Source organism: Micromonospora sp. B11E3, from assembly GCF_039871625.1.
Taxonomy (GTDB): domain Bacteria; phylum Actinomycetota; class Actinomycetes; order Mycobacteriales; family Micromonosporaceae; genus Micromonospora.
Window position 1 is genome coordinate 1 of the sequence record NZ_JBDPMC010000093.1, and the last position, 21,474, is coordinate 21,474.

General features: G+C 75.4%; 19 protein-coding genes. 13 read left to right on the forward strand and 6 right to left on the reverse strand.

Annotation, left to right across the window (positions count from 1 at the left end):
- Positions 1-103 precede the first annotated feature (103 nt).
- The gene (locus ABGB16_RS29315; RefSeq protein ID WP_347671327.1) at positions 104-616 is read right to left on the reverse strand and encodes a hypothetical protein; all 513 of its coding nucleotides are present in this window, start codon (positions 614-616) and stop codon (positions 104-106) included.
- 679 nt (positions 617-1,295) lie between these two features.
- On the opposite strand from ABGB16_RS29315, the gene ABGB16_RS29320 reads away from it, so the two are divergent.
- A complete protein-coding gene (locus ABGB16_RS29320) occupies positions 1,296-2,021 on the forward strand; it encodes a Clp protease N-terminal domain-containing protein (protein WP_347671328.1) in 726 nt (241 codons plus the stop codon).
- A gap of 106 nt (positions 2,022-2,127) precedes the next feature.
- Here the strand turns inward: ABGB16_RS29320 and ABGB16_RS29325 are convergent, their stop codons facing one another.
- Entirely contained in the window at positions 2,128-2,664 is a 537-nt protein-coding gene (locus tag ABGB16_RS29325; RefSeq protein ID WP_347671329.1) for a hypothetical protein, read from the reverse strand.
- 209 nt (positions 2,665-2,873) lie between these two features.
- On the opposite strand from ABGB16_RS29325, the gene ABGB16_RS29330 reads away from it, so the two are divergent.
- The 11 genes from ABGB16_RS29330 to efeB all read left to right on the forward strand — a co-directional run bounded on the left by ABGB16_RS29330 (position 2,874) and on the right by efeB (position 15,224).
- Entirely contained in the window at positions 2,874-3,530 is a 657-nt protein-coding gene (locus ABGB16_RS29330) for an endonuclease V (RefSeq protein ID WP_347671344.1), read from the forward strand.
- A 140-nt stretch (positions 3,531-3,670) separates the two neighbouring features.
- Positions 3,671-4,726 carry a hypothetical protein gene (locus tag ABGB16_RS29335; protein ID WP_347671345.1) on the forward strand — a complete coding sequence of 352 codons (1,056 nt, stop codon included), beginning with the start codon at positions 3,671-3,673 and terminating at the stop codon, positions 4,724-4,726.
- 69 nt (positions 4,727-4,795) lie between these two features.
- On the forward strand, positions 4,796-6,181 hold the full coding sequence (locus ABGB16_RS29340; RefSeq protein WP_347671330.1) for a phosphomannomutase/phosphoglucomutase: 1,386 nt from the start codon (positions 4,796-4,798) through the stop codon (positions 6,179-6,181).
- A 61-nt stretch (positions 6,182-6,242) separates the two neighbouring features.
- A complete protein-coding gene (locus ABGB16_RS29345) occupies positions 6,243-6,428 on the forward strand; it encodes a Trm112 family protein (RefSeq protein WP_145775329.1) in 186 nt (61 codons plus the stop codon).
- Complete coding sequence (locus ABGB16_RS29350; RefSeq protein WP_347671331.1) at positions 6,425-7,621, forward strand: SIS domain-containing protein; 1,197 nt, start codon at positions 6,425-6,427, stop codon at positions 7,619-7,621. Before ABGB16_RS29345 ends, ABGB16_RS29350 begins: the two co-directional genes overlap by 4 nt.
- Positions 7,618-8,625, forward strand: coding sequence for a cation diffusion facilitator family transporter (locus ABGB16_RS29355; protein WP_347671332.1), 1,008 nt, complete (start codon positions 7,618-7,620; stop codon positions 8,623-8,625). Before ABGB16_RS29350 ends, ABGB16_RS29355 begins: the two co-directional genes overlap by 4 nt.
- Before the next feature lies 1 nt (position 8,626).
- The gene (gene manA / locus ABGB16_RS29360) at positions 8,627-9,790 is read left to right on the forward strand and encodes a mannose-6-phosphate isomerase, class I (protein ID WP_347671333.1); all 1,164 of its coding nucleotides are present in this window, start codon (positions 8,627-8,629) and stop codon (positions 9,788-9,790) included.
- Positions 9,791-10,166: 376 nt separating this feature from the next.
- Positions 10,167-11,693 carry an adenosylhomocysteinase gene (ahcY, locus tag ABGB16_RS29365; RefSeq protein ID WP_347671334.1) on the forward strand — a complete coding sequence of 509 codons (1,527 nt, stop codon included), beginning with the start codon at positions 10,167-10,169 and terminating at the stop codon, positions 11,691-11,693.
- A gap of 172 nt (positions 11,694-11,865) precedes the next feature.
- On the forward strand, positions 11,866-12,747 hold the full coding sequence (gene efeU / locus ABGB16_RS29370; RefSeq protein ID WP_347671335.1) for an iron uptake transporter permease EfeU: 882 nt from the start codon (positions 11,866-11,868) through the stop codon (positions 12,745-12,747).
- 21 nt (positions 12,748-12,768) lie between these two features.
- Positions 12,769-13,905, forward strand: coding sequence for an iron uptake system protein EfeO (gene efeO, locus ABGB16_RS29375; protein ID WP_347671336.1), 1,137 nt, complete (start codon positions 12,769-12,771; stop codon positions 13,903-13,905).
- A gap of 41 nt (positions 13,906-13,946) precedes the next feature.
- Positions 13,947-15,224 carry an iron uptake transporter deferrochelatase/peroxidase subunit gene (efeB, locus tag ABGB16_RS29380; protein WP_347671337.1) on the forward strand — a complete coding sequence of 426 codons (1,278 nt, stop codon included), beginning with the start codon at positions 13,947-13,949 and terminating at the stop codon, positions 15,222-15,224.
- Between the two features lie 215 nt (positions 15,225-15,439).
- Here efeB and ABGB16_RS29385 read toward each other — a convergent pair whose 3' ends face one another.
- A complete protein-coding gene (locus ABGB16_RS29385) occupies positions 15,440-16,384 on the reverse strand; it encodes an RDD family protein (protein WP_347671338.1) in 945 nt (314 codons plus the stop codon).
- 42 nt (positions 16,385-16,426) lie between these two features.
- On the opposite strand from ABGB16_RS29385, the gene ABGB16_RS29390 reads away from it, so the two are divergent.
- A complete protein-coding gene (locus ABGB16_RS29390; protein ID WP_347671340.1) occupies positions 16,427-17,395 on the forward strand; it encodes a stage II sporulation protein M in 969 nt (322 codons plus the stop codon).
- A 159-nt stretch (positions 17,396-17,554) separates the two neighbouring features.
- Here the strand turns inward: ABGB16_RS29390 and ABGB16_RS29395 are convergent, their stop codons facing one another.
- Genes ABGB16_RS29395 through ABGB16_RS29405 form a run of 3 tightly spaced genes read right to left on the reverse strand, consistent with a single transcriptional unit; the run spans position 17,555 to position 21,374 of the window.
- Entirely contained in the window at positions 17,555-18,865 is a 1,311-nt protein-coding gene (locus ABGB16_RS29395) for a DUF58 domain-containing protein (protein WP_347671341.1), read from the reverse strand.
- Positions 18,862-19,854, reverse strand: a complete 993-nt coding sequence (locus ABGB16_RS29400) for a MoxR family ATPase (RefSeq protein WP_347671342.1) — start codon at positions 19,852-19,854, stop codon at positions 18,862-18,864. The genes ABGB16_RS29395 and ABGB16_RS29400 overlap by 4 nt, the downstream gene beginning before the upstream one ends.
- Positions 19,851-21,374, reverse strand: coding sequence for a DUF4350 domain-containing protein (locus tag ABGB16_RS29405; RefSeq protein WP_347671343.1), 1,524 nt, complete (start codon positions 21,372-21,374; stop codon positions 19,851-19,853). The genes ABGB16_RS29400 and ABGB16_RS29405 overlap by 4 nt, the downstream gene beginning before the upstream one ends.
- Positions 21,375-21,474 lie beyond the last annotated feature (100 nt).

Genomic DNA, 21,474 nt, shown 5'->3' on the forward strand with positions numbered 1-21,474 from the left:
TCTGTGAGAGGACCACTTCATACCGGGGTTCTGCGTCTTTCCCTTGCACCACAACGGGTCCGGGCGTGTCCGCACCGGCCACCAGCACCGCTACCCGCCGCACTCACACCGTTACGCGGAAAGGCTCGGTGAGCGCGGCTATCGCCGTGTGGAAGAGGAGATTGGCGGCGATCCAGAGCACCTGGTCGAGGATCCACAGCACGGCGTCGGGCCAGCCGGACACGAGCCCGAGCAGCCAGTTGCTGAGCCGCCCGACCAAACTCGCGGTGGCCTCGTGCAGCCCCAGCAGGGCCACGCCGGTCAGCGCGACGGGCGCCAGCGCGAGCGCCCACAGGCTGGGCGTGGTGACGAACAGCTTGCCGCCACGGAAGAAGTACCCGACGTCGATGAAGAAGCGCCCGATCCCGCTACCCAGCCTCCTGACGCCGCGGAGCGCCTGGTGCCCGGCGGCTCCGACGGCCTGCCCGGCGGCTCCGACGGCCTGCCCGGCGGCCCCTGCTATCCGGGCCGCGGCCGGTCCCGCCCCGTCCCAGGTCACCGACGCGCCCGGCGCCACCGATGCGCCCACGCCCGGCACCACCGACGCCCCCGTGCCCGGCGCCACCGATGCGCCCACGCCCGGCACCAACGAGGCCTCCGCGCCCGGCACCACCGATGCGCCTACACCCGGCACCACCGACGCCCCCGGGATCGGCGCCGCCGACCCGTCCGGGGCCGGGGCCCCGGCACCACCGGGACGCTCGGCCGCACCCCGTAGGTCGGTGAGGGGGCGTAGGGCAGCGGCGGTTGGCCCGTCGGGTGCGGGCGCGGCTGCGGATCCATGCGTCGGGTCTCCCAGGCGGTCGGGACGGGCAGGGCGAAGTTCGAGCCTTGTGAATCGGCAGTCGGAAAACTATCCCCTCCGGCCGTTCTCCGCGCCCCTGTCCCTGCGGGATTGCAGTGGCCTGCGTCGGTGCAGTCCCGCGGCAGGGGCCCGACCGTTCCGCAGTGGTGAGGCCCCGGCGACCATGGGGGAGAACAGGGCCTCACGCTGAATCCCTGTCGAGGATCGGCTGTCAGGGTGGTGGTTGGCTTGACCCCGCCTTCGTGCCGGTGGGTTTGGTGCTGCATCGGCGGGCGCGGGCGCCGGCGGGGACGGTCCACTACTCGGCGATGAAGGTGCGGCCGGCGACCACGCACAGGGCTTTGAGGTGCGGTGCGTGGCAGGAACTGATCCGGACGGCGCTGACCGGGTCGTAGCCGGGAAGCGTCAACTTGCGGTTGACGACGAGTGTGCGTCAACCTATGGTTGACGCATGACGAATCCTGCCAAGATGCCCCGCACCATCCGGCTCGACGACCTGATCGAGGGCATCAAGAAGGCCCACACGGACGCCCTCGACCAGCTCGCGGGCGCGGTCGTGGTCGCCGAACACCTCGGCGACGTCGCCGACCACCTGATCGGCCACTTCGTGGACCAGGCCCGCCGCTCCGGCGCCTCCTGGACCGACATCGGCCGCAGCATGGGGGTCAGCAAGCAGGCCGCGCAGAAGCGGTTCGTGCCGAAGGCCTCCGCCGAGCCGTCGACCCTCGACCCCGGCCGGGGCTTCGGCAACTTCACCCCCCGGGCGCGCAACGTTGTGCTGGCCGCGCAGGAGGCGGCCCGCGCCGCCGGCAATGCCGAGATCCGCCCCGAGCACCTGGTGCTCGGCCTGCTCGCCGAGCCCGAGGGGCTCGCCGCCAGGGCGATCGTCGCTCAGGGCGTACCGCTGGAGCGGGTGCGGGAGGCGACCAACGCGACCCTGCCGCCGGCGGCCGGGGAGGTGCCGGCCCTGATCCCGTACGACGCGCGGGCCGGCAAGGCGCTCGAACTGACCATGCGCGAGGCGCTGCGGCTCGGCCACAACTACGTGGGCACCGAGCACCTCCTGCTCGCCCTGCTGGAGTTGGAGGACGGCGCCGGGGTGCTGGCCGGCCTCGGGGTGGACAAGGCCGCCGCCGAGCGTCACGTCGCCGAGGCGCTGGCCGCCCTCCGGCCGTAGCGAGGGGTTTCCGGGCGGCGACGGCCGACCGCCTGCTGCTCGGCCGGCACGGTCGAGCCCCGGGCGCCGGCCGGAGCGGTCGAGGCCCGGGCGCCGGCCCGAGCGGTCAGGGCGCGGGGACGGTCAGCGGAACGGCGGGGAAGCCGTAACGGGCGGCGTGCTCCGGGTCGCTCGGGTCGACCTGCCGCAGGCCGGCCTCGGCCAGCCGCCGGTTGACCTCGTCGAGCTGCTCGCGGACCAGCCGGGCCTCCTCCTCGGTGACCCGCCCCCGGTGCGGCTTGCCGGCGTGCTCGATGGTGCCGTAGTCCACCTTCTCGACGCCTTTGCGCGCCTTCGGCGGGCGGACCCGCTCGGCGGTCCGCAGCAGCTGGGCCATCGGCACGTCGGTGGCCATCGCGTCGAACTCGCTCGCGGTCAGCACCACCCGGCGCGGCTCCCCGCCGCCGTGCCGGTCGTGGATCTCGACCACCGCGACGTCCAGCGCCGCGTCGTCGATGCTCTCGACCTCGACCGGGGTCGCGTCCAGCTGCACGGGCCCGGCCACCAGGTCGGGGTGCTCCAGCACCACGACACGGACCACCTCGTCGTCCGGCCCCAGTACGGTGCCGCTGAAGTCGGAGACGTGGATCGTCTTCTTGCCCATGCGCTGAGCTTCTCCTGTCGTCGTGGCGGGATTCGGGACCAGAAGAACCTACCCGACAGGTGTGCGAAAACCCGGCCCGGACCGGCCGGGTGTGTCGCCGCCCGGCCGCCGGCCGCACCGGCCCACGTGCCGGGGCAGCCTCGACCCGTGCCGCGACGCGCGGCGGGGCGCCGGGCACCGCATACGATCGTCCCGTGACGACGTCGGCGATCCCGCGGACCGAGGCCGAGGCGGTCGCCGTACAGGAGCGGTTGCGACCGCTGGCGGACCTGGTCGGGCCCGGTCCCACCGCGCCCGCGACGGTGGCCGGCCTGGACGTCGCGTACGCCGAGGCCGGCGACCGGCTCGCGGCGGCCGTGACCGTGCTGGACGCCCGGACGCTGGCCGTGGTGGACCAGGCGGTCAGCGTGGGCCGGCCCGCGTTCGGCTACGTCCCCGGGTTGTTCGCCTTCCGGGAGCTGCCCGCCCTGCTGGACGCGCTGGACCGGCTGACCGTCCGCCCGGAGCTGCTGGTCTGCGACGGGCACGGGCTGGCCCATCCGCGCCGGTTCGGACTCGCCTGTCATCTGGGCGTGGTCACCGGCCTGCCCGCGTTCGGGGTGGGCAAGACGCCGCTGGTGGGCCGGTGGGAGCCACCGGGCCCGGAGCGTGGCTCGTGGTCGCCGCTGCGCGACGGCGACGAGGTGCTGGGCCGGGTGCTGCGCACCCGGGACGGGGTGAAGCCCGTCTTCGTCAGCGTCGGGCACCGGATGAGCCTGGACAACGCGTGCGCCCGGGTGCTCGCGCTGACCCCGCGGTACCGGCTGCCGGAGACCACCCGCAGCGCCGACCGGCTCTGCCGTCAGGCGCTGCCCGCCGCGCCGTGAGATGTGCCGGCGGCCTTCCCGGCCCGGCCGGCGCACGGCGTAATGCGGCGCACATTCGGTGCGCTCAATCACGCGGGGTTGTCCGGCGCCGGTAGTAACCTGACCGGCGGACCCCGGCCGGGGAGGAATGCGAGGTGACCATGGCGGTACGTAGGCAGGCGACGCGGCTCGCGGCGGTCTGCGTGATGCTGGGCGGCCTGCTGGCCGTCGGCGCGTCGCCGGCCCTCGCCGACGGCGACTCGGTGCGGGTGCGCGCCGCGGACAGCTTCACCCCCGGCGGCTCGCCGGGGTCGGTGTCGGTGGAGGTGCGCAGACGCAGCGACGGCTGCGTCATGGTGCGCTCGACGCTCGGGCTGCGGCTCGACGGCCTCGCCGCCGACCAGGTCTCCGTGCAGTTCTCGACGGGCGGCCGCTGGTGGCCCGTGCCGACCGGCGGCGCCGGGGGCGTGGTGGCCACCCAGCAGGTCACGCCGGCGAACCCGACCCTGTGCAAGGGCAAGAGCGTGACGCTGCGCTACCGGCTGGCCTTCCGCCCCGGCGCCCCGGCCGGCCGGCTGACGGTGGTGGGCGAGGCGACGACCGCGCGCGGGCAGACCCTCGGCCGGGACGCCACGACGGCGCGGGTGGCGCAGGGGCGGCGTACGCCCAGCCCGTCGCCCACCCCGAGCCGCTCCCCGTCCCCGACCGTGGCCCCGACGGAGGAGGTGCCCACCGACGCCGGCCCGACCCTGGCCGCCGCGGGCGGGCAGGCCGGCCAGGCCAGCACGGTCGCCGCCGAGGAGGGCTCCGGGGGCATCTCCCTGTACATGCTCCTCGGCCTCGGCCTCGTCGTGGTGGGCGCCGGCCTGATCGTGCTGCTGGTCCGCCGGTCCCGCGTCGAGCGCGAGCCGGCCGATGGCGCCCATCCCGGCCTGCCGCAGCCACGCCAACCCGGCGGCACCACCTACCGGGCGGGGGCCGGGGCGCCGCCGTACGCCGGTGGGGCGCCGTCCGGCGGCGTGTACGGCCGGCCGGCCGCGGGCCCGTCCGGCTCCGTGTACGGCTCGCGGCCGGACGCGCCGGCCAGCCCGCCGGCCGGCGGGGGCGGCTACGGCGGCACCACGTATCCGGCGCAGGCCGGCCCGGTCTCCGGGCCACCGGCCGCCCCGCCCGCGCCCGGCGACGCGACGACGATCATGCCCCGGCTGCCCGACTGATCCGGGCGGCGCCGGGACGCTCCGATACGCTCAGGTGCGTTGACGACCTGCGGCCAAGGAGCGAAACCGGTGTCTGAACTGTCCCAGATCGTGAAGGCGTACGACGTCCGAGGGACGGTGCCGGACCAGTGGGACGAGCGGACGGCCGAGGCGTTGGGGGCCGCCTTCACCCAGGTGCTCGCCGCCATCGGCGAGCCCGGCGACGCCGTCCTGATCGCGCACGACATGCGGGCCAGCGGCCCGGGGCTGGCCGAGGCGTTCGCCGCCGGCGTGCGGGCCGAGGGGCGCTCCGTCATCGAGTTGGGCCTCTGCTCCACCGACATGCTCTACTACGCCTCCGGCACCCTCGGGCTGCCCGGCGCGATGTTCACCGCCAGCCACAACCCGGCCAAGTACAACGGCATCAAGATGTGCCGCGCCGGTGCCCGCCCGATCGGCCAGGACAGCGGCCTGGCCGACATCCGGGACCGGGCGCAGGCGATGCTCGACTCCGGCGCGCGCCGGCCGGCCGGCGAGCCGACCCGGCCGGCGCGGCGGCGGGACCTGCGCCCCGAGTACGCCGCCCACCTGCGCGGACTGGTCGACCTCACCGGCATCCGGCCGCTGAAGGTCGTCGTCGACGCCGGCAACGGGATGGGCGGCTGGACGGTGCCCAGCGTGCTCGGCGACGCCGTGCTGTCCGCGCTGCCGCTGGAGATCGTCCCGCTCTACTTCGAACTCGACGGCACGTTCCCCAACCACGAGGCCAACCCGCTGGACCCGGCGAACCTGGTCGACCTCCAGCGCGCGGTCCGGGAGCACGGCGCCGACCTGGGGCTGGCCTTCGACGGCGACGCGGACCGCTGCTTCGTGGTGGACGAGCGCGGCGAGCCCGTCTCCCCGTCGGCCATCACCGCGCTGGTGGCGGTCCGCGAGCTGGCGAAGTACCCGGGCGCCACGGTGATCCACAACCCGATCACCTCGCGCGCCGTGCCGGAGATCGTCCGCGAGCACGGCGGCGAGCCCGTGGTGGCCCGCGTGGGCCACTCCTTCATCAAGGCCGAGATGGCGCGGACCAACGCCATCTTCGGCGGGGAGCACTCGGCCCACTACTACTTCCGGGACTTCTGGTTCGCCGACACCGGCATGCTGGCCGCCATGCACACCCTCGCCGCGCTCGGTGAGCAGGACCTGCCGCTGTCCGAGTTGGCCGCCGGGTACGAGCGTTACGTCGCCTCCGGCGAGATCAACTCGACCGTGCCGGACCAGGCGGCGAAGGTCGCCGAGGTGCGGGCCGCGTACCCGGAGGCGGAGGCCGACGAGCTGGACGGGCTCACCCTGTCCTTCCCCGACGGCGCGTGGTTCAACCTGCGCGCCAGCAACACCGAGCCGCTGCTGCGGCTCAACGTCGAGGCCCCGACCGCGGAGCGGATGGCCACGCTCCGCGACGAGGTGCTCGACCGGGTTCGCCGTTAAGATCGCCTGCGCCGGTCGGCACCGCCGGCCGCCGACCCGCACCCGTGGAAGGAGCCGCGCCGTGGCCCTGGACCCGCAGTTGCTCGAGATTCTCGCCTGCCCGGACACACACCACGCCCCGCTGGACTACGACGCCCAGGCGCAGACCCTGACCTGCACCGAGTGCGGGCGGATCTTCGAGGTGCGCGACGACGTCCCGGTGCTGCTGCTCGACGAGGCGCGCGGCGGACCCGCGCAGCAGCGATGATGGAGGGCACGGCCGGGGTCAGCGGGCACCGGCACGCCGACGAGTCCCTGCTGGACGACGCGGACGCCCTCGCCGAGCGCGACCCGGGCGGCATGCTGCGGTTCACCGCCTCCGCCGGGGCGCAGGTGCGGGAGTCCGCGGCCCTGGCGGCCGAGGCCAACCTGTCCGTGCTCGCCGACGAGGGCCGGCCGCGGGCGGTCGTCATCGCCGGCATCGGCACCGCCGGGCGTACCGGGGACGTGCTGGCCACCGTCGCCGGGCCGCGCTGCCCGGTGCCGGTCATCCCGCACCGCAGCGCCGGCGTGCCCGGCTGGGTGGGCTCCGCCGACGTGGTCATCGCGGTCAGCGCGTCGGGTCGCAGCCCCGAGGCGCTCGGCGCCGCCGAGGCCGCCCACCGGCGGGGCGCCCGGCTGGTCGCCGTCGGCGCGCCGGACTCGCAGTTGCAGTCGGTGGCCGAGCGGGCCCGGGCGCCGTTCATCCCGGTGCCCCGGCGCGCGCCGGCCCGGGCCAGCCTGTGGGCGCTCACCGTGCCGGTCCTGCTCGCCGGCCGTACGCTCGGGCTCGTGAAGGTCAACGAGGCGGACCTCGCCGAGACGGCGGCGCGGCTCGACGCGGACGCCGACCGGTGCCGCCCCACCGCCGAGTCCTTCGTCAACCCCGCGAAGTCGCTGGCCCTCGGGCTGGCCGGCTCGATCCCGATCGTCTGGGGCTCGTCGCCGCTGGCCACCGTGGCGGCCCGCCGGTTCGGCGACACCCTGTCGGCCAACGCCCGCTACCCGGTCGTCAGCGGGGCGCTCGGCGAGGCCGGCCGGGGCCGCGTCGGCCTGCTCGACGGGGTCTTCGGCGGGCTCGCCGAGGGGGAGCGGGACATCTTCGCCGACCCGGGCGAGGCCGACGAGGCCGCCACCCGGCTGCGGGTGGTGCTGCTGCGCGACGGCGGCCTCAACCCCGAGGACGACGCCGACGAGCCCCTCGCCGTCGAGGAACGCCGGGCCGACGCCGTGCAGACGCTCGCCGAGCGGCGCGGGGTGCGCTGCGACGTCGTCACCGCCGAGGGCGGCTCCGCGCTGGAGCGGCTCGCCTCGCTGACGGCGGTGCCGGACTTCGCCGCCGTCTACCTCGCCCTGGCACACGGACTGGACCCGATGGCGGTACCGGCCATCACCGAGATGAAGGAGCTGGCCAACCAGTGAGCGCCAACGGCGGCACCAAGGCGATCGTCGCGGCCCTGCTGGCGAACGTCGGGATCGCGGTCACGAAGTTCGTCGCGTTCCTGCTGACGGGCTCCTCGTCGATGCTGGCCGAGTCGATCCACTCCGTGGCCGACTCGGGCAACCAGGGCCTGCTGCTGCTCGGCGGGCGCCGGGCGAAGCGCACCGCCACCGCGGAGCACCCCTTCGGGTACGGGCGGGAGCGCTACATCTACGCGTTCATCGTCGCGATCGTGCTGTTCAGCGTCGGTGGCCTGTTCGCGCTGTACGAGGCGTACCACAAGTGGTCGCACCCGGAGGCGATCACCAGCTGGCAGTGGGTGCCGGTCACCGTCCTGGTGGTGGCGATCGTGATGGAGAGCTTCTCCTTCCACACCGCCATCAAGGAGTCCAACCACATCCGCGGCAGCCAGTCCTGGGTGCACTTCGTCCGCCGGGCGAAGGCGCCCGAGCTGCCGGTGGTGCTGCTGGAGGACCTCGGCGCCCTGGTCGGCCTGGTGTTCGCGCTCTTCGGCGTCGGGATGACCCTCGCCACCGGCAACGGCATGTGGGACGCCCTCGGCACCGGAATGATCGGCGTCCTGCTGGTGACCATCGCGTTCATCCTGGCGGTCGAGACCAAGAGCCTGCTGCTCGGCGAGGGCGCCGAGTCGAAGGACGTGGCCGCGATCGAGCAGGCGGTCACCGCCGGTCCCGAGGTCGAGCGGATCATCCACATGAAGACGCTCTACCTGGGCCCGGAGGAGCTGATGGTGGCCGCGAAGGTCGCGGTGCCGCCGTGCGAGAGCGCGGAGAACCTGGCCCGGGGGATCAACGCGGTGGAGGCGCGGATCCGCGCGGCCGTGCCGATCGCGCGGGTGATCTACCTGGAGCCGGACATCTGGTCGGCCGCCGCAGCGCAGGCCGGCACGGGCGCCGCGGCGCACACGCAGCCGGAGGGCGTGGGCGGCGCGCCGGGCGACGCAGCCGACCAGGCCGGGAGCTGACATGGAGCTGCTGCACGGACCGATCCGGGACTACGCCTGGGGCTCACGCACGGCGATCGCCGAGTTGCAGGGGCGCCCGACGCCCAGCGCCGGCCCGGAGGCCGAGCTGTGGCTGGGCGCCCACCCGGGTGCCCCGGCCACCGTCCGCCGGGGCGACGAAGCGGTGAGCCTGGTCGACCTGCTGGCCGCCGAGCCGGGGCACTGGCTCGGCGGGCGGCTCGTCGAGCGGTTCGGCCCGCGGCTGCCGTTCCTGCTCAAGGTGCTCGCCGCCGACGCGCCGCTGAGCCTCCAGGCCCACCCGGACGCCGAGCAGGCCCGCGCGGGGTACGCCGCCGACGCCGCCCGGCCCGAGGGGCGGCGCAACTACGCCGACCCGCACCACAAGCCGGAACTGCTGGTCGCGCTGTCGCCGTTCGACGCCCTGTGCGGATTCCGCGATCCGTTGGAGTCGGCCGACGTGCTTGCCGCGTTCGGCGTACCGGCGCTGGAGCCCGTGGTGGGGGCGTTGCGCGGCGGCCCGGCGGGGCTGCGCGAGGCCGTACGGCTGCTGCTGAGCTGGCCCGTGGCGGAGCGGGCGGGCCTGGTGTCGGCCGTGATAGCAGCCGATGTCGACGGCCCGGACGCGGCACTGGCCCGGGACCTCGCCGCCCGCTACCCGGCTGACCCGGGGGTGCTGGTGGCGCTGCTGCTCAACCACGTCCGGCTCGCGCCCGGGGAGGCGATCTGGATGCCGGCCGGCAACCTGCACGCCTACCTGCGCGGCACGGGCGTGGAGATCATGGCCGCGAGCGACAACGTGCTGCGCGGCGGGCTGACCCCGAAGCGGGTGGACGTCGACGAGTTGCTGCGGGTGCTGCGCTTCGAGGTGCTCGACGACCCGGTGGTCGCGCCGCTGCCCGTGGCGCCGGGAGTGGTCCGCTGGCCGGCGCCGGTCGAGGACTTCGCCCTGTACGGGGTGCGGGTGGCGGACCCGGGAACGCCGGTCCGGCTGGCGGTGCCGGGGCCGCGCGTGGTGCTCTGCGGCTCCGGGCGGCTCTCGGTGGACGACGGCACGGGCCCGCTGACCCTCGCCGCCGGGCAGGCCGCGATCGGCCCCGCCGACGCCGGCCCGCTCCTTCTCGCCGGCGCGGGCGAGGCGTACGTGGCGACGGTCGCCCTGACCTGACGGCTACCCGTCGGCGGGTCCGCTCGGATGGCGGGCCCGGACGGGACGGCCGATCGAGCGCCCGTTCGGGTGCCCCGGCGGGTGTCGGCACGCGGGCCGAACGTCTCCCGACACGAAGAGCTGGCGGCCGTCCGAGCCCGACGCAAGTCGGGAATTCCCGGAATAGCTTGACGTGGTGTTGGCGGAGTGTGACTCTATGGGTGCGCAGCGTTATCGCGACGAAGGTCCGAGAGCGCGCGGGGAACCAAACCGGGGGGATGCGCGGGGCGGCCGGCCGGTGGACGGGAAGTCCGTTCACCGCCGACCGCCCCGTGCGCTGTCCGCCTCCGCGCGTAATGTGGAAGGTCGCGCAGCACTTCGTCCGACAGGAGCTTCCATGACCAGCACCCTCCCGGCGGCCACCAGCGGCAAGTCGTCCGAGGCACGGCCGAGCACCCTCGCCGAGGGCGACTACAAGGTGGCGGATCTGTCTCTCGCCGAGTTCGGGCGCAAGGAGATCCGGCTCGCCGAGCACGAGATGCCGGGCCTGATGGCGATCCGCCGCGAGTTCGCCGAGGCGCAGCCCCTGCGGGGCGCCCGGATCACGGGCTCGCTGCACATGACGATCCAGACCGCCGTGCTGATCGAGACCCTGGTGGCGCTCGGCGCGCAGGTCCGCTGGGCGTCCTGCAACATCTTCTCCACCCAGGACCACGCCGCCGCCGCGGTCGTCGTCGGCCCCGACGGCACCCCGGAGGCCCCGGCCGGCGTCCCGGTCTACGCCTGGAAGGGCGAGACCCTCCAGGAGTACTGGTGGTGCACCGAAAGGGCTCTGATGTGGCCCGACGACTCCGCTGGCACTGCCGGCGGGGCCGGCGGTGGCCCCAACATGATCCTCGACGACGGCGGCGACGCCACGCTGCTCGTCCACAAGGGATCCGAGTTCGAGAAGGCCGGAGTCGTCCCGCCGGTCGAGTCCGCCGACTCGGAGGAGTACGCGGTCATCCTCGAGCTGCTGCACCGCTCGCTCGCCGAGGACGGCCAGCGCTGGACCCGGATCGCCGGCGGCATCAAGGGCGTGACCGAGGAGACCACCACCGGCGTGCACCGGCTCTACGAGATGCACCGCGCCGGCACCCTGCTCTTCCCGGCCATCAACGTCAACGACTCGGTGACCAAGAGCAAGTTCGACAACAAGTACGGCTGCCGCCACTCCCTGATCGACGGCATCAACCGGGCCACCGACGTGCTCATCGGCGGCAAGATGGCGGTCGTGCTCGGCTACGGCGACGTGGGCAAGGGCTGCGCCGAGTCGCTGCGCGGCCAGGGCGCCCGGGTCGTGGTGACCGAGGTCGACCCGATCTGCGCCCTGCAGGCGGCGATGGACGGCTACCAGGTCTCCACGCTGGACGACGTGGTCGAGCAGGCCGACATCTTCATCACCGCCACGGGCTGCTTCGACGTCATCACCAACGAGCACATGGCCCGGATGAAGCACCAGGCCATCGTCGGCAACATCGGCCACTTCGACAACGAGATCGACATGGCCGGCCTGGCCAAGCGGTCCGACGTCACCCGGGAGAACATCAAGCCGCAGGTCGACCTCTGGAAGTTCGACGACGGCCACACCATCATCGTGCTGTCCGAGGGTCGCCTGCTGAACCTGGGCAACGCCACCGGCCACCCGAGCTTCGTGATGTCGAACTCGTTCGCCAACCAGACGATCGCCCAGATCGAGCTGTTCACCAAGACCGACGAGTACCCGGTCGGCGTCTACGTGCTGCCGAAGCACCTGGACGAGAAGGTCGCCCGGCTGCACCTCGACGCGCTCGGCGCGAAGCTGAGCACGCTGACCAAGGAGCAGGCCGCCTACCTGGGCGTCCCGCAGGAGGGCCCGTTCAAGCCGGAGCACTACCGCTACTGAGTCACCCCGAAGGGGCCCGGGTCGATGATCGACCCGGGCCCCTTCGCGTGTGCGGGGGACCCGGATGCGCGGGTGAGATTGCCGGGAACGACTTGACGGGACGCTGGATGAGGGGGAAGGTATGGCTGCCCTAACTTAAACAAAGGCATGCCTAAGTGATCACGGAGTCCTGATGTTCGCCACGTACCTGATCGGCCTGCGGGAGGGGCTGGAGGCCACCCTCGTGGTGAGCATCCTGGTTGCCTTCCTCGTGAAGTCGCAGCGTCGGGAGCGGCTGCCCCAGGTCTGGGTCGGGGTCGGTGCCGCCGTGGCGCTCTCCGTGCTGTTCGGCTGGCTGATCGAGTACACCTCGACCTCCCTGCTGGCCGACAGCGGGGACCGGGAGCTGTTCGAGGCGGTCACCTCCGTCGCGGCGGTCGTCTTCGTCACCTGGATGATCTTCTGGATGCGCAGGGCCGCCCGGACGATCGCCGGCGAGCTGCGCGGCAGGTTGACCGAGGCGCTGGCCGTCGGCTCCCTCGCGGTGGCCGGCATGGCCTTCCTCTCGGTGGTCCGCGAGGGCCTGGAGACGGCCCTGATCTTCTACTCCGCGGCGCAGGGCGCCGCCGCGGACAGCGGCCCGCTGCTGGCCCTGGTCGGCGGCATCGCCACCGCGGTGGCGGTCGGCGTGGGCCTGTACTTCAGCGCCCTGAAGATCAACCTTTCGATGTTCTTCACCTGGACCGGCGCGCTGCTGATCCTGGTCGCCGCCGGCATCCTCAAGTACGGCGTGCACGACTTCCAGGAGGCCGCCGTCCTGCCCGGCCTGCACGACCTGGCGTTCGACATCACCGCGGTCCTCGACCCGGGCACCTGGTACGCCGCCCTGCTCGCCGGGATGTTCAACATCACCCCCGCGCCGAGCCTGCTGGAGACGGTCGCCTGGGTCGCGTACGCCGTGCCGGTGCTGCTGCTCTTCCTGCGCCGGTCCGCCTCGCCGGCCCGGCCCACCCCGACCGCCGCCAACCAGTCCACCACCGGGAGCGGGCCGCTGCCCGCGTCGCCGCGCGCCTGACCTGACGAGGAGAAACACCTGATGCGTACCACCCGCTTCGTGGTGCTCGCCGCCGCCGGCGTGCTGGCCACCACCGGCGTCGCCGCCTGCGGCGGCGGGAAGGACTCCGACGCCGGGGCGGCCGACGGTGGCGTGATCACCGTGCAGGCCACCGACACCGCCTGCGAGGTCGGCCGCACCGAGCTGGAGGCCGGCCAGACCACGTTCAAGGTGACCAACTCCGGCGCCAAGGTCACCGAGTTCTACGTGTACGCCGCGGGCGACCGGGTGCTGGGCGAGGTGGAGAACATCGCCCCCGGGCTCAGCCGCGAGCTGCGGGTCGAGCTGCCGGCCGGGACGTACGAGACGGCCTGCAAGCCCGGGATGAGCGGCAAGGGCATCCGGGGCGCGCTGAAGGTCAGCGGCACCGCCGCGACCGTCGCCCCCGACGCCGCGCTCGCCGACGCGACCGCGAGCTATCAGCGGTACGTCAACAGCCAGACCGCCGCGCTGCTGACGAAGACCGAGGAGTTCGTGGCCGCCGTCAAGGCCGGCGACGTGGCCAGGGCCAAGGCGCTGTACCCGGTGGCCCGCACCTACTGGGAGCGGATCGAGCCGGTCGCGGAGAGCTTCGGCGACCTCGACCCGAAGATCGACGGTCGGGAGGAGGTCGTCGAGGAGGGCATGGAGTTCACCGGCTTCCACCGGATCGAGAAGGACCTCTGGACGACCGGCGACGTCAGCAAGGACGGCCCGATCGCCGACCAGCTGCTCACCGACGTCAAGGCCATCGTGGCGAAGGCGAACGCGGAGAAGCTCACCCCGCTGCAACTCGCCAACGGCGCCAAGGCGCTGCTCGACGAGGTCGCCAGCGGAAAGATCACCGGCGAGGAGGAGCGGTACTCGCACACCGACCTCTGGGACTTCAACGCCAACCTGGAGGGCTCGAAGGCCGCGATCGCCGCGCTCCGCCCGGCGTTGGAGCAGCGCGCGCCCGAGCTGGTCGGCACGCTCGACCGCGAGTTCGCCAACGTGGAGACCACGCTCGGCAGGCACCGCGACGGCGACGGGTGGAAGCTGCACACGGCGCTGAGCAAGGCGGAGCTGAAGGAGCTGTCGGACCGCATCAACGCGCTGGCCGAGCCGGTCAGCAAGGTGGCCGCCGCCGTCGCCCGGTGACGACCGGCCCGACGGGATTCCACGGAGCGAGGGGAAACGGCATGACCGGGAACATGTCCCGACGGCGGGCGATCACGCTCGCCGGGGCCGGCGTCGCCGGGGCGGCCGGCGTCGCCGCCGGCGCGGGCGCGCTGCTGCGGGGCCCGGCGGACCACGCCTCGGCCGACCCGGGCGCGGCGGCCGGCGCCGTGCCGTTCCATGGCGAGCACCAGGCGGGCATCACCACCCCGGCCCAGGACCGGCTGCACTTCGTCGCGTTCGACGTGGTCACGAAGGACCGGGCGCGCCTCGTCGAGCTGCTCCAGGAGTGGACGGCCGCCGCCGCCCGGATGACCGCCGGGAAGGACGCCGGCGTGTTCGGCGCGGTCGGCGGCGTGCCGGAGGCCCCGCCGGACGACACCGGCGAGGCGCTCGGGCTGCCCCCGTCGCAGCTCACCCTCACCGTCGGCTTCGGCCCGACGCTGTTCCGCGACGCGCAGGGCAGGGACCGGTTCGGCATCGCCGGCCGGCGCCCGCCCGCCCTGGCCGACCTGCCGCACTTCGCCGGGGACGCGCTGCGGCCGGAGATCTCCGGCGGCGACCTCTGCGTCCAGGCGTGCGCGAACGACCCGCAGGTGGCCGTCCACGCCATCCGCAACCTGGCCCGGATCGGGATGGGCGTGGTGAGCGTGCGCTGGTCCCAGCTCGGCTTCGGGCGTACGTCGTCGACCTCCCGCGACCAGGCGACCCCGCGCAACCTGTTCGGTTTCAAGGACGGCACCGCCAACCTGAAGGCCGAGGACGCGGGGCTGCTGCGCGACCAGCTCTGGGTCCAGCCGGAGGACGGGCCGGACTGGATGACCGGCGGGTCGTACCTGGTCACCCGGAAGATCCGGATGCTGATCGAGACCTGGGACCGCAGCCCGCTGGCGGAGCAGGAGCAGATCGTCGGGCGGACCAAGGGCACCGGCGCGCCGCTGGGCGGGGCCGGCGAGTTCGACGAGCCCGACTTCGCCGCCAGGGGCGACGGCGGCCAGCCGGTGATCGCCGACTCGGCGCACGTCCGGCTCGCCCACCCCGCGCAGAACGACGGCGCGCGCCTGCTGCGCCGCGGCTACAACTTCGTCGACGGCTCGGACGGGCTGGGCCGGCTCGACGCCGGGCTCTTCTTCATCGCCTACCAGCGCGACCCGCGCCGGCAGTTCGTGCCGATCCAGACCCGGCTGTCCCGCCAGGACGCGATGAACGAATACCTGCGGCACGTCTCCAGCGGCCTGTTCGCCTGCCCGCCGGGCGTGCGCGACGGCGGCGACCACTGGGGTCGGGCGCTCTTCGCCTGACCCGGCGGCCCCGCGTGCCGTCCTGACCCGGCGCGTGCGGTGCTGGCCGGGCGAGTGCGGTGCTGACCCGGCGCGTGCGGTGCTGGCCGGGCGAGTGCGGTGCTGATCCGGCCCGTGCGGTGCTGGCCGGGCGAGTGCGGTGCTGATCCGGCCCGTGCGGTGCTGGCCGGCCGCGTGCCGCCCTGGTCGGGCGGGGTGACGGTGGGGCGGGCGCGTCAGTCCCCGGGGCGGGCGGACGGGACGGCGGGGCGCAGCGTCGTGCCGGCGGACCGGACCGGTGCGCCGTCCGGCGGCGTCGGCCCCAGTTCGGGCCAGAGCGCCGCGGTGAGCGTCCGGGCCCGGTGCAGCCGGTGGGTCGCCCGGCGATGCCGCTCGGCCAGCACCGTGGCCAGGCAGACCCCCTCCGGTACGCCGGGCGGGGGCGGCGGGGCCGTCACGGCGGCCACCTCGGCCCACAGCGTGTGGGCCAGCCGGGACCGGGCCGGTTCGGCGAACCGGTGCGCCCGGGTCACGTACTGCCGCACGGCCAGCGCGAGGCCGTCGTCGAGCCGGGTGAGGTCCAGCGCGTACGCCCAGCCGGCCAGCGCCGGCGCCAGCAGCGGCGCGGGCCGCCACTCGGCGGCCGGGCGGACGTGCACCACCATCGTGCCGGCGACCAGGTCGCCGAGCCGCCGGCCGCGCCGGTCGGTCACCATCACGGTCACGCTCGCCGCCCAACTCAGCAGGGGCAGCACCAGGCCGGGCCACTCCACGGCCACCCCGACCAGGGCCCGGATCAGCGACTGCCGCAGCCCCACCGGCCCCCCGTCGGCCCGGACCACCCGGAGCCCGACGGCCCGCTTGCCCGGTGTCCGGCCGTCGGCGAACCGCTCCCACAGCACCGGGTAGCCGACCAGCACGCAGATCACCCCGACGGTCTGGAACGCGCTGCCCAACGCCGCGTCGGCGACCTCGGCGGGAAGCACGTTCGCCAGCGCCGCCAGACAGAGCGCCAGGACCACGGCGAGGGCGGCCTGCGGCACGAGGTCGAGCAGCAGCGCCAGCACCCGGGAGCCGATCCGGGCGGCCCGTACGTCGAGCTCCACGGCCTCGCCGCTGATCAGGCCGGCGTCGGCCCCGGACGCGCCGGGGGCCGCGGGTGCCGGTGGTTGCGCGCTCACCCGCACAGTGAACACTATGGGTCGCCGGACGGGGGAGGACGTGTGGATCTCGACGCGTACGTCGCCGAGCATCGCGGCGAGTGGCGGCGGCTGGAGGAACTGTCCGGCCGGCGCAGGCTCTCCGCCGCCGAGGTGGACGAGTTGGTGGCGCTCTACCAGCGGGCGGCCACCCACCTGTCGGTGCTGCGCAGCCGCGCGCCCGAGCCGGTGCTGGTCGCCCGGCTCTCCCAACTCGTGCTGCGGGCCCGGGGCCGGATCACCGGCCGGCCCCGGCCGTCCTGGGCGGCTGTCGGGCGGTTCCTGCTCGTCGGCTTCCCCGGCGCGGTCTACCGCGCCTGGCCGTGGTGGTGCGCCGTGGCGACCGGGTTCAGCCTGCTCAGCGGCTTCCTCATCTGGTACGTCGCCGGCCACCCGGACACCGCCGCCGCGTTCATCGGCGAGGAGGCTGCCGCCGAGCTGGTGCGCTCGGGCTTCGCGGGCTACTACACGGAGTTCTCCGCGCCGACGTTCGCCTTCCACCTGTGGACGCACAACGCCTGGATCGCCGCGCAGTGCCTCGCGTCGGGCGTGCTCGTCGTACCGGTGTTCTGGCTGCTCTGGCAGAACGCGCTCAACGTCGGCGTGGTCGGCGGGGTGATGGTCTCCTACGGCCGTGCGGACGTGTTCTTCGGCCTGATCACCCCGCACGGCCTGCTGGAACTGACCGGGGTCTTCGTGGCGGCCGGGGTCGGGCTGCGCACCGCGTGGGCGTGGATCGCCCCGCCGCCCCGGCTCAGCCGGGGGCAGGCGGTGGCCGAGGCCGGGCGCTCGGCCATCCTGGCCGCCCTCGGCCTGGTCGGCGTGTTCGCGGTCTCCGCCGTCCTGGAGGCGTTCGTCACCCCCGCCCCGGTGCCCCTGGCGGCCCGGATCGCCGCCGGCGCCGCGGTCTGGCTCGCCTTCCTGGCCTACGTCGTCGTGTTCGGCCGCCGCGCCGCGGCCCAAGTCGGTGATGCCGCCGCGCCGCGGCCCTAGCGCCACGCTGGTTCCGCCGCGCCGCGGCCCGAGCACCCGCTGGTTCCGCCGCGCCGCGGCCCGAGCACCCGCTGGTCCCGCCGCGCCGCGGCCCGAGCACCCGCTGGTCCCGCCGCGCCGCGGCCCGAGTGCCCCGCTGGTCCCGCTGTGCCGGCCGGGTCAGAGCTGACCCAGGGCCTTGAGGCGGAGGTAGGCGTCGGCGACGGCGGGGGCGAGCCGGTCGGCGGTGGCGTCGACCACCGTGACGCCGTGGCGGCCCAGGGCGGCGCGGACGCGTTCGCGTTCGGCCAGGGCCCGCCAGGCGACCGCCGCGGCGTACGGGTCGCCCGGGCGGGTCGGCGCGGCCGTGGTGAGCGTCGTGAGCACCGGGTCGTGGGTCGCGGCGACGACCACCCGGTGCCGGGCCGCCAGCCGGGGCAGCACCGGCAGCAGGCCCTCGCCGAGCGCACCCGGCTCCAGCGCGGTGAACAGCACCAGCAGGCTGCGCCGCCGCTCCCGGCGCAGCACCTCGCCGGCGATCAGCCCGAAGTCGGTCTCCACCAGCGCCGGCTGCAGCGGTGCCACCGCGTCGACCAGCCGGGCCAGCAGCGCCGGGCGGCCGGCGCCGGTGACCGTCGCCCGGACCACGGCGTCGGCGGCGATCAGGTCCACCCGGTCGCCCGCGCGGGCCGCCAGCGCGGTGAGCAGCAGCGCGGCGTCGATACAGGTGTCCAGCCGCGGCTCGTCGCCCATGCGTACCGCCGAGGTGCGCCCCGTGTCCAGGACGCAGACCAGCCGCCGGTCCCGCTCCGGCCGCCAGGTGCGCACCAGCACGTCCGCGCGGCGCGCGCTGGCCCGCCAGTCGATCGACCGGACGTCGTCGCCGACCAGGTACTCGCGCAGCGTGTCGAACTCGGTGCCCTCGCCCCTGCCCCGGGCCACCTGGCTGCCCTGGATCACCCGCAGCCGGGCCAGCCGCTCGGGCAGGTGCCGGCGCGAGTCGAACCGGGGCAGTACGCGCAGCGTCCACGGCGGGGTGGCGGGACGCCCGGAGCGCTGCCGGAACGCCAGCCGCAGCGGACCGAACGAGCGGACCGTCACGACCGCCGCCGGCCGGTCGCCGCGCCGCAGCGGGGTGAGCCGGGTGGGCAGCTCGACCGTGCCGCCCGGCTCGACGCGGACGAGGCGCCCCGGCGGCAGGTCCGGCCGCGCCCCGGCCGACGGCACCCAGTCGTCCCGGACCTGGGCGCGTAGCGTACGGGCGGAGGCGTTGGTCAGGCGCAGGGTGACGGTGGCGGTGCCGCCGAGCCGGACGCGTCGGTCCCCGTACCGGTCGACGGCCAGTTCGCCGGGCGGCGCGGCGAACGCCCGGTCGACCGCGGTCAGGGCGAGCACGGCGACGGTCATCACCACCATCGCGACGAACGGCGCCGGCCACAGCGGCAGGGTCGTCGCGCCCGCCGCCAGCAGCGCGCCCGCCCGCCAGGTCATCGGGGCGTCGGCACGGTGGTCAGCACCGCGTCCAGCACCGTGTCCACCGCGACCCCCTCCAGCTCCACCTCCGGGCGCAGCCGCAGCCGGTGCCGCAGGGTCGGGCGGGCCACGGCCTTCACGTCGTCCGGGACGACGTGGTCGCGGCCGGCCAGCCAGGCCCACGCCTTCGCCGTGCCGAGCAGGGCGGTGGCGCCCCGGGGCGACGCCCCCAGCTCCAGCGCCGGCGCGGCCCGGGTGGCCCGGCACAGGTCCACGATGTAGCCGAGGACCGCGTCGGCCACGTACACCCGACCCACCGCCGCCCGGGCCGCGGCCAGGTCGGCGGGACCGGCCACCGGCCGTACGCCCGCTGCGGCCAGGTCGCGCGGGTCGAAACCGGCGTGGTGCGCCCGCAGCACGCCCAGCTCCTCGTCCCGGGTGGGCAGCGGCACGGTCAGCTTGAGCAGGAACCGGTCGAGCTGCGCCTCCGGCAGCGGGTACGTGCCCTCGTACTCGACCGGGTTCTGGGTGGCGGCGACGATGAACGGGTCGGGCAGCCCACGCCGCTCTCCCTCCACCGACACCTGCCGTTCCTCCATCACCTCCAGCAGCGCCGACTGGGTCTTCGGCGGCGTCCGGTTGATCTCGTCGGCGAGCAGCAGGTTGGTGAAGACCGGGCCCTCGCGGAAGGTGAACGCGGCGGTACGCGGGTCGAAGATCAGCGACCCGGTGACGTCGCCGGGCATCAGGTCCGGGGTGAACTGCACCCGCTTGCTGGTCAGGTCGAGGGCGGCGGCGACCGTCCGGACCAGCAGCGTCTTGGCCACCCCCGGCACGCCCTCCAGCAGCACGTGGCCCCGGCAGAGCAGGGCGATCACCAGGCCGGTGACCACCGCGTCCTGGCCGACGACCGCCCGGGCCACCTCGGCCCGCAACCGGTGCAGGGCGGCGCGGGCGTCGTCCGGGCCGGTGGTCGGGGACTCGGCGGTTCCGGCGGGTCGGGTCACCGGGGCTCCTCCTTCGGCGGGGCGGTACGGGGTCGGGGGGCGACGGTCGGGCGGTCGGGCCGTGGGCCGGGGCCCGGCGGGTCGGCCGGTCCGGCGTCGGGGCCCGTCGGGTCGGCGACGGGGACGTGCCCGGGGTCGCTCCGCTCGACGACGGTACGGGTCAGCCGGTCCAGCGACCGGGCCAGGTCGAGCAGCTCCCGGTCGCTGGTCGGCTCCCCGCCGTACAGCAGGTCGTGGGCCTGCGCGACGGTGCCGCTGGCGCGGGCGGCGACCGCGCCGGCGACCTCGGTGGTCGGCGTTTCCGCCGGCAGGTTCAGCCGGGGCAGCAGCCGGGCCAGGGCGGCGGACCGCAGGGTACGGGCGGCCGGACCCCGGGCGCGGGCCCGCTGGTAGAGCCGGGCCCGGCCGAGCACCGTCTCCGCGGAGCGGACGGTCACCGGCAGCGGCTCCGACACGGGCGGGCCGAGCCGGCGGGCCCGCCAGAGCACCAGCAGCAGCGCCGCGAGGGCGAGCTGGGCCAGCAGCGCCCAGAACCAGGCGGGGAACGCGGCCCAGAGCGGGTTCGGCGGGGGACCGTCGTCGTCGGCGGACCTCTCCGGGCCCCGGTCGCCGGTGTCGGCGTTCCCCGGGCCGCCCACTCCCTCGTCGCCGCCGGCCGGGCCGCCCACCCCCTCGTCGGCGGTCCCGTCGCCCCAGCCCGTGGAGCCGCCGGGGGCGGGGGACCAGGCCGGCCCGCCCGAGTCGCCGTCGCCGAAGCTGGGCGCCGGGGCGGGGCCGTCCAGGTCGAGCCAGACGACCCGGCCGGACCCGCCGAGCAGCCCGGCGGCCAGCTCCCGGTTTCCGTGCTCGTCGATCCGGTCGTTGCGGAACGGGTCGCTGGCGCCGACCACCACCGTCTCGGCGGACGAGGGGACGCGGACCAGCCCGCCCGAGTAGCAGCGGTCGACGCGCCCCGCGGGCTGGTCGGGCGCCACGGCGTACCGCTGGCGCTCGGCCGCGGCGACGCCCGCGCGGGCCGCCTCGGGCAGCGGGCAGGCTCGCCCGTCGGCGTCGGGGCCGGCCGCCCGGGCGGCCCATCGCCGGCCGGTGGGGACCAGCGGCAGGCCGGCGGCCTCCAGCACCCGCCGGGGCGGGTCGACCAGCACCAGCCGGGTCCCGTCGGGCAGGTCGCCCAGCGCGCCGACGGTGTCCGGGTGCAGCAGCTCGGGCGCGGGCACGAACAGGGTCGCCGGGCCCGGCTCCGTGGCCAGCAGCGCCTGGAGGGTGTCGGTCTCCCGCCGCACGGTGACGCCCCGGGCGCGTAGCGCCTCGGCGAGCCGGCTGCCCCCGTCGGCGTCCGTGGCGACCGGGGAGAGGAGGCCCGGTTCGGCCGGGTCGGGCTGGTCCGCGGCGTGGGCGACCAGGGTGACCGTGACCAGCAGCGCGGCCACCCCGAACGGAACGGCGACCCGCCACCCCCGCCGCCCCGGCCGGAACAACCCGGCGGCGCGACTCCCCACCGCACCCCCCGCTGTGCTCACCACCGCGCACCGCCCTGGTGATCATGGAGTTGACCGTGTGACACGCCGAGCGCCGGACCGCCAACTCCATGATCAGGCGGAGGGACGTCCCGGTCGGCCT

Excerpts from the sequence above, each read along its gene's own strand:
- ABGB16_RS29350 (WP_347671331.1), top strand. The coding sequence starts at position 6,425 with ATGATGGAGGGCACGGCCGGGGTCAGCGGGCACCGGCACGCCGACGAG.
- ABGB16_RS29395 (WP_347671341.1), bottom strand. The coding sequence starts at position 18,865 with ATGACCTGGCGGGCGGGCGCGCTGCTGGCGGCGGGCGCGACGACCCTG.
- ABGB16_RS29325 (WP_347671329.1), bottom strand. The coding sequence starts at position 2,664 with ATGGGCAAGAAGACGATCCACGTCTCCGACTTCAGCGGCACCGTACTG.
- efeU (WP_347671335.1), top strand. The coding sequence starts at position 11,866 with ATGTTCGCCACGTACCTGATCGGCCTGCGGGAGGGGCTGGAGGCCACC.
- manA (WP_347671333.1), top strand. The coding sequence starts at position 8,627 with ATGGAGCTGCTGCACGGACCGATCCGGGACTACGCCTGGGGCTCACGC.
- efeO (WP_347671336.1), top strand. The coding sequence starts at position 12,769 with ATGCGTACCACCCGCTTCGTGGTGCTCGCCGCCGCCGGCGTGCTGGCC.
- ABGB16_RS29335 (WP_347671345.1), top strand. The coding sequence starts at position 3,671 with ATGGCGGTACGTAGGCAGGCGACGCGGCTCGCGGCGGTCTGCGTGATG.
- ahcY (WP_347671334.1), top strand. The coding sequence starts at position 10,167 with ATGACCAGCACCCTCCCGGCGGCCACCAGCGGCAAGTCGTCCGAGGCA.
- ABGB16_RS29320 (WP_347671328.1), top strand. The coding sequence starts at position 1,296 with ATGACGAATCCTGCCAAGATGCCCCGCACCATCCGGCTCGACGACCTG.
- efeB (WP_347671337.1), top strand. The coding sequence starts at position 13,947 with ATGACCGGGAACATGTCCCGACGGCGGGCGATCACGCTCGCCGGGGCC.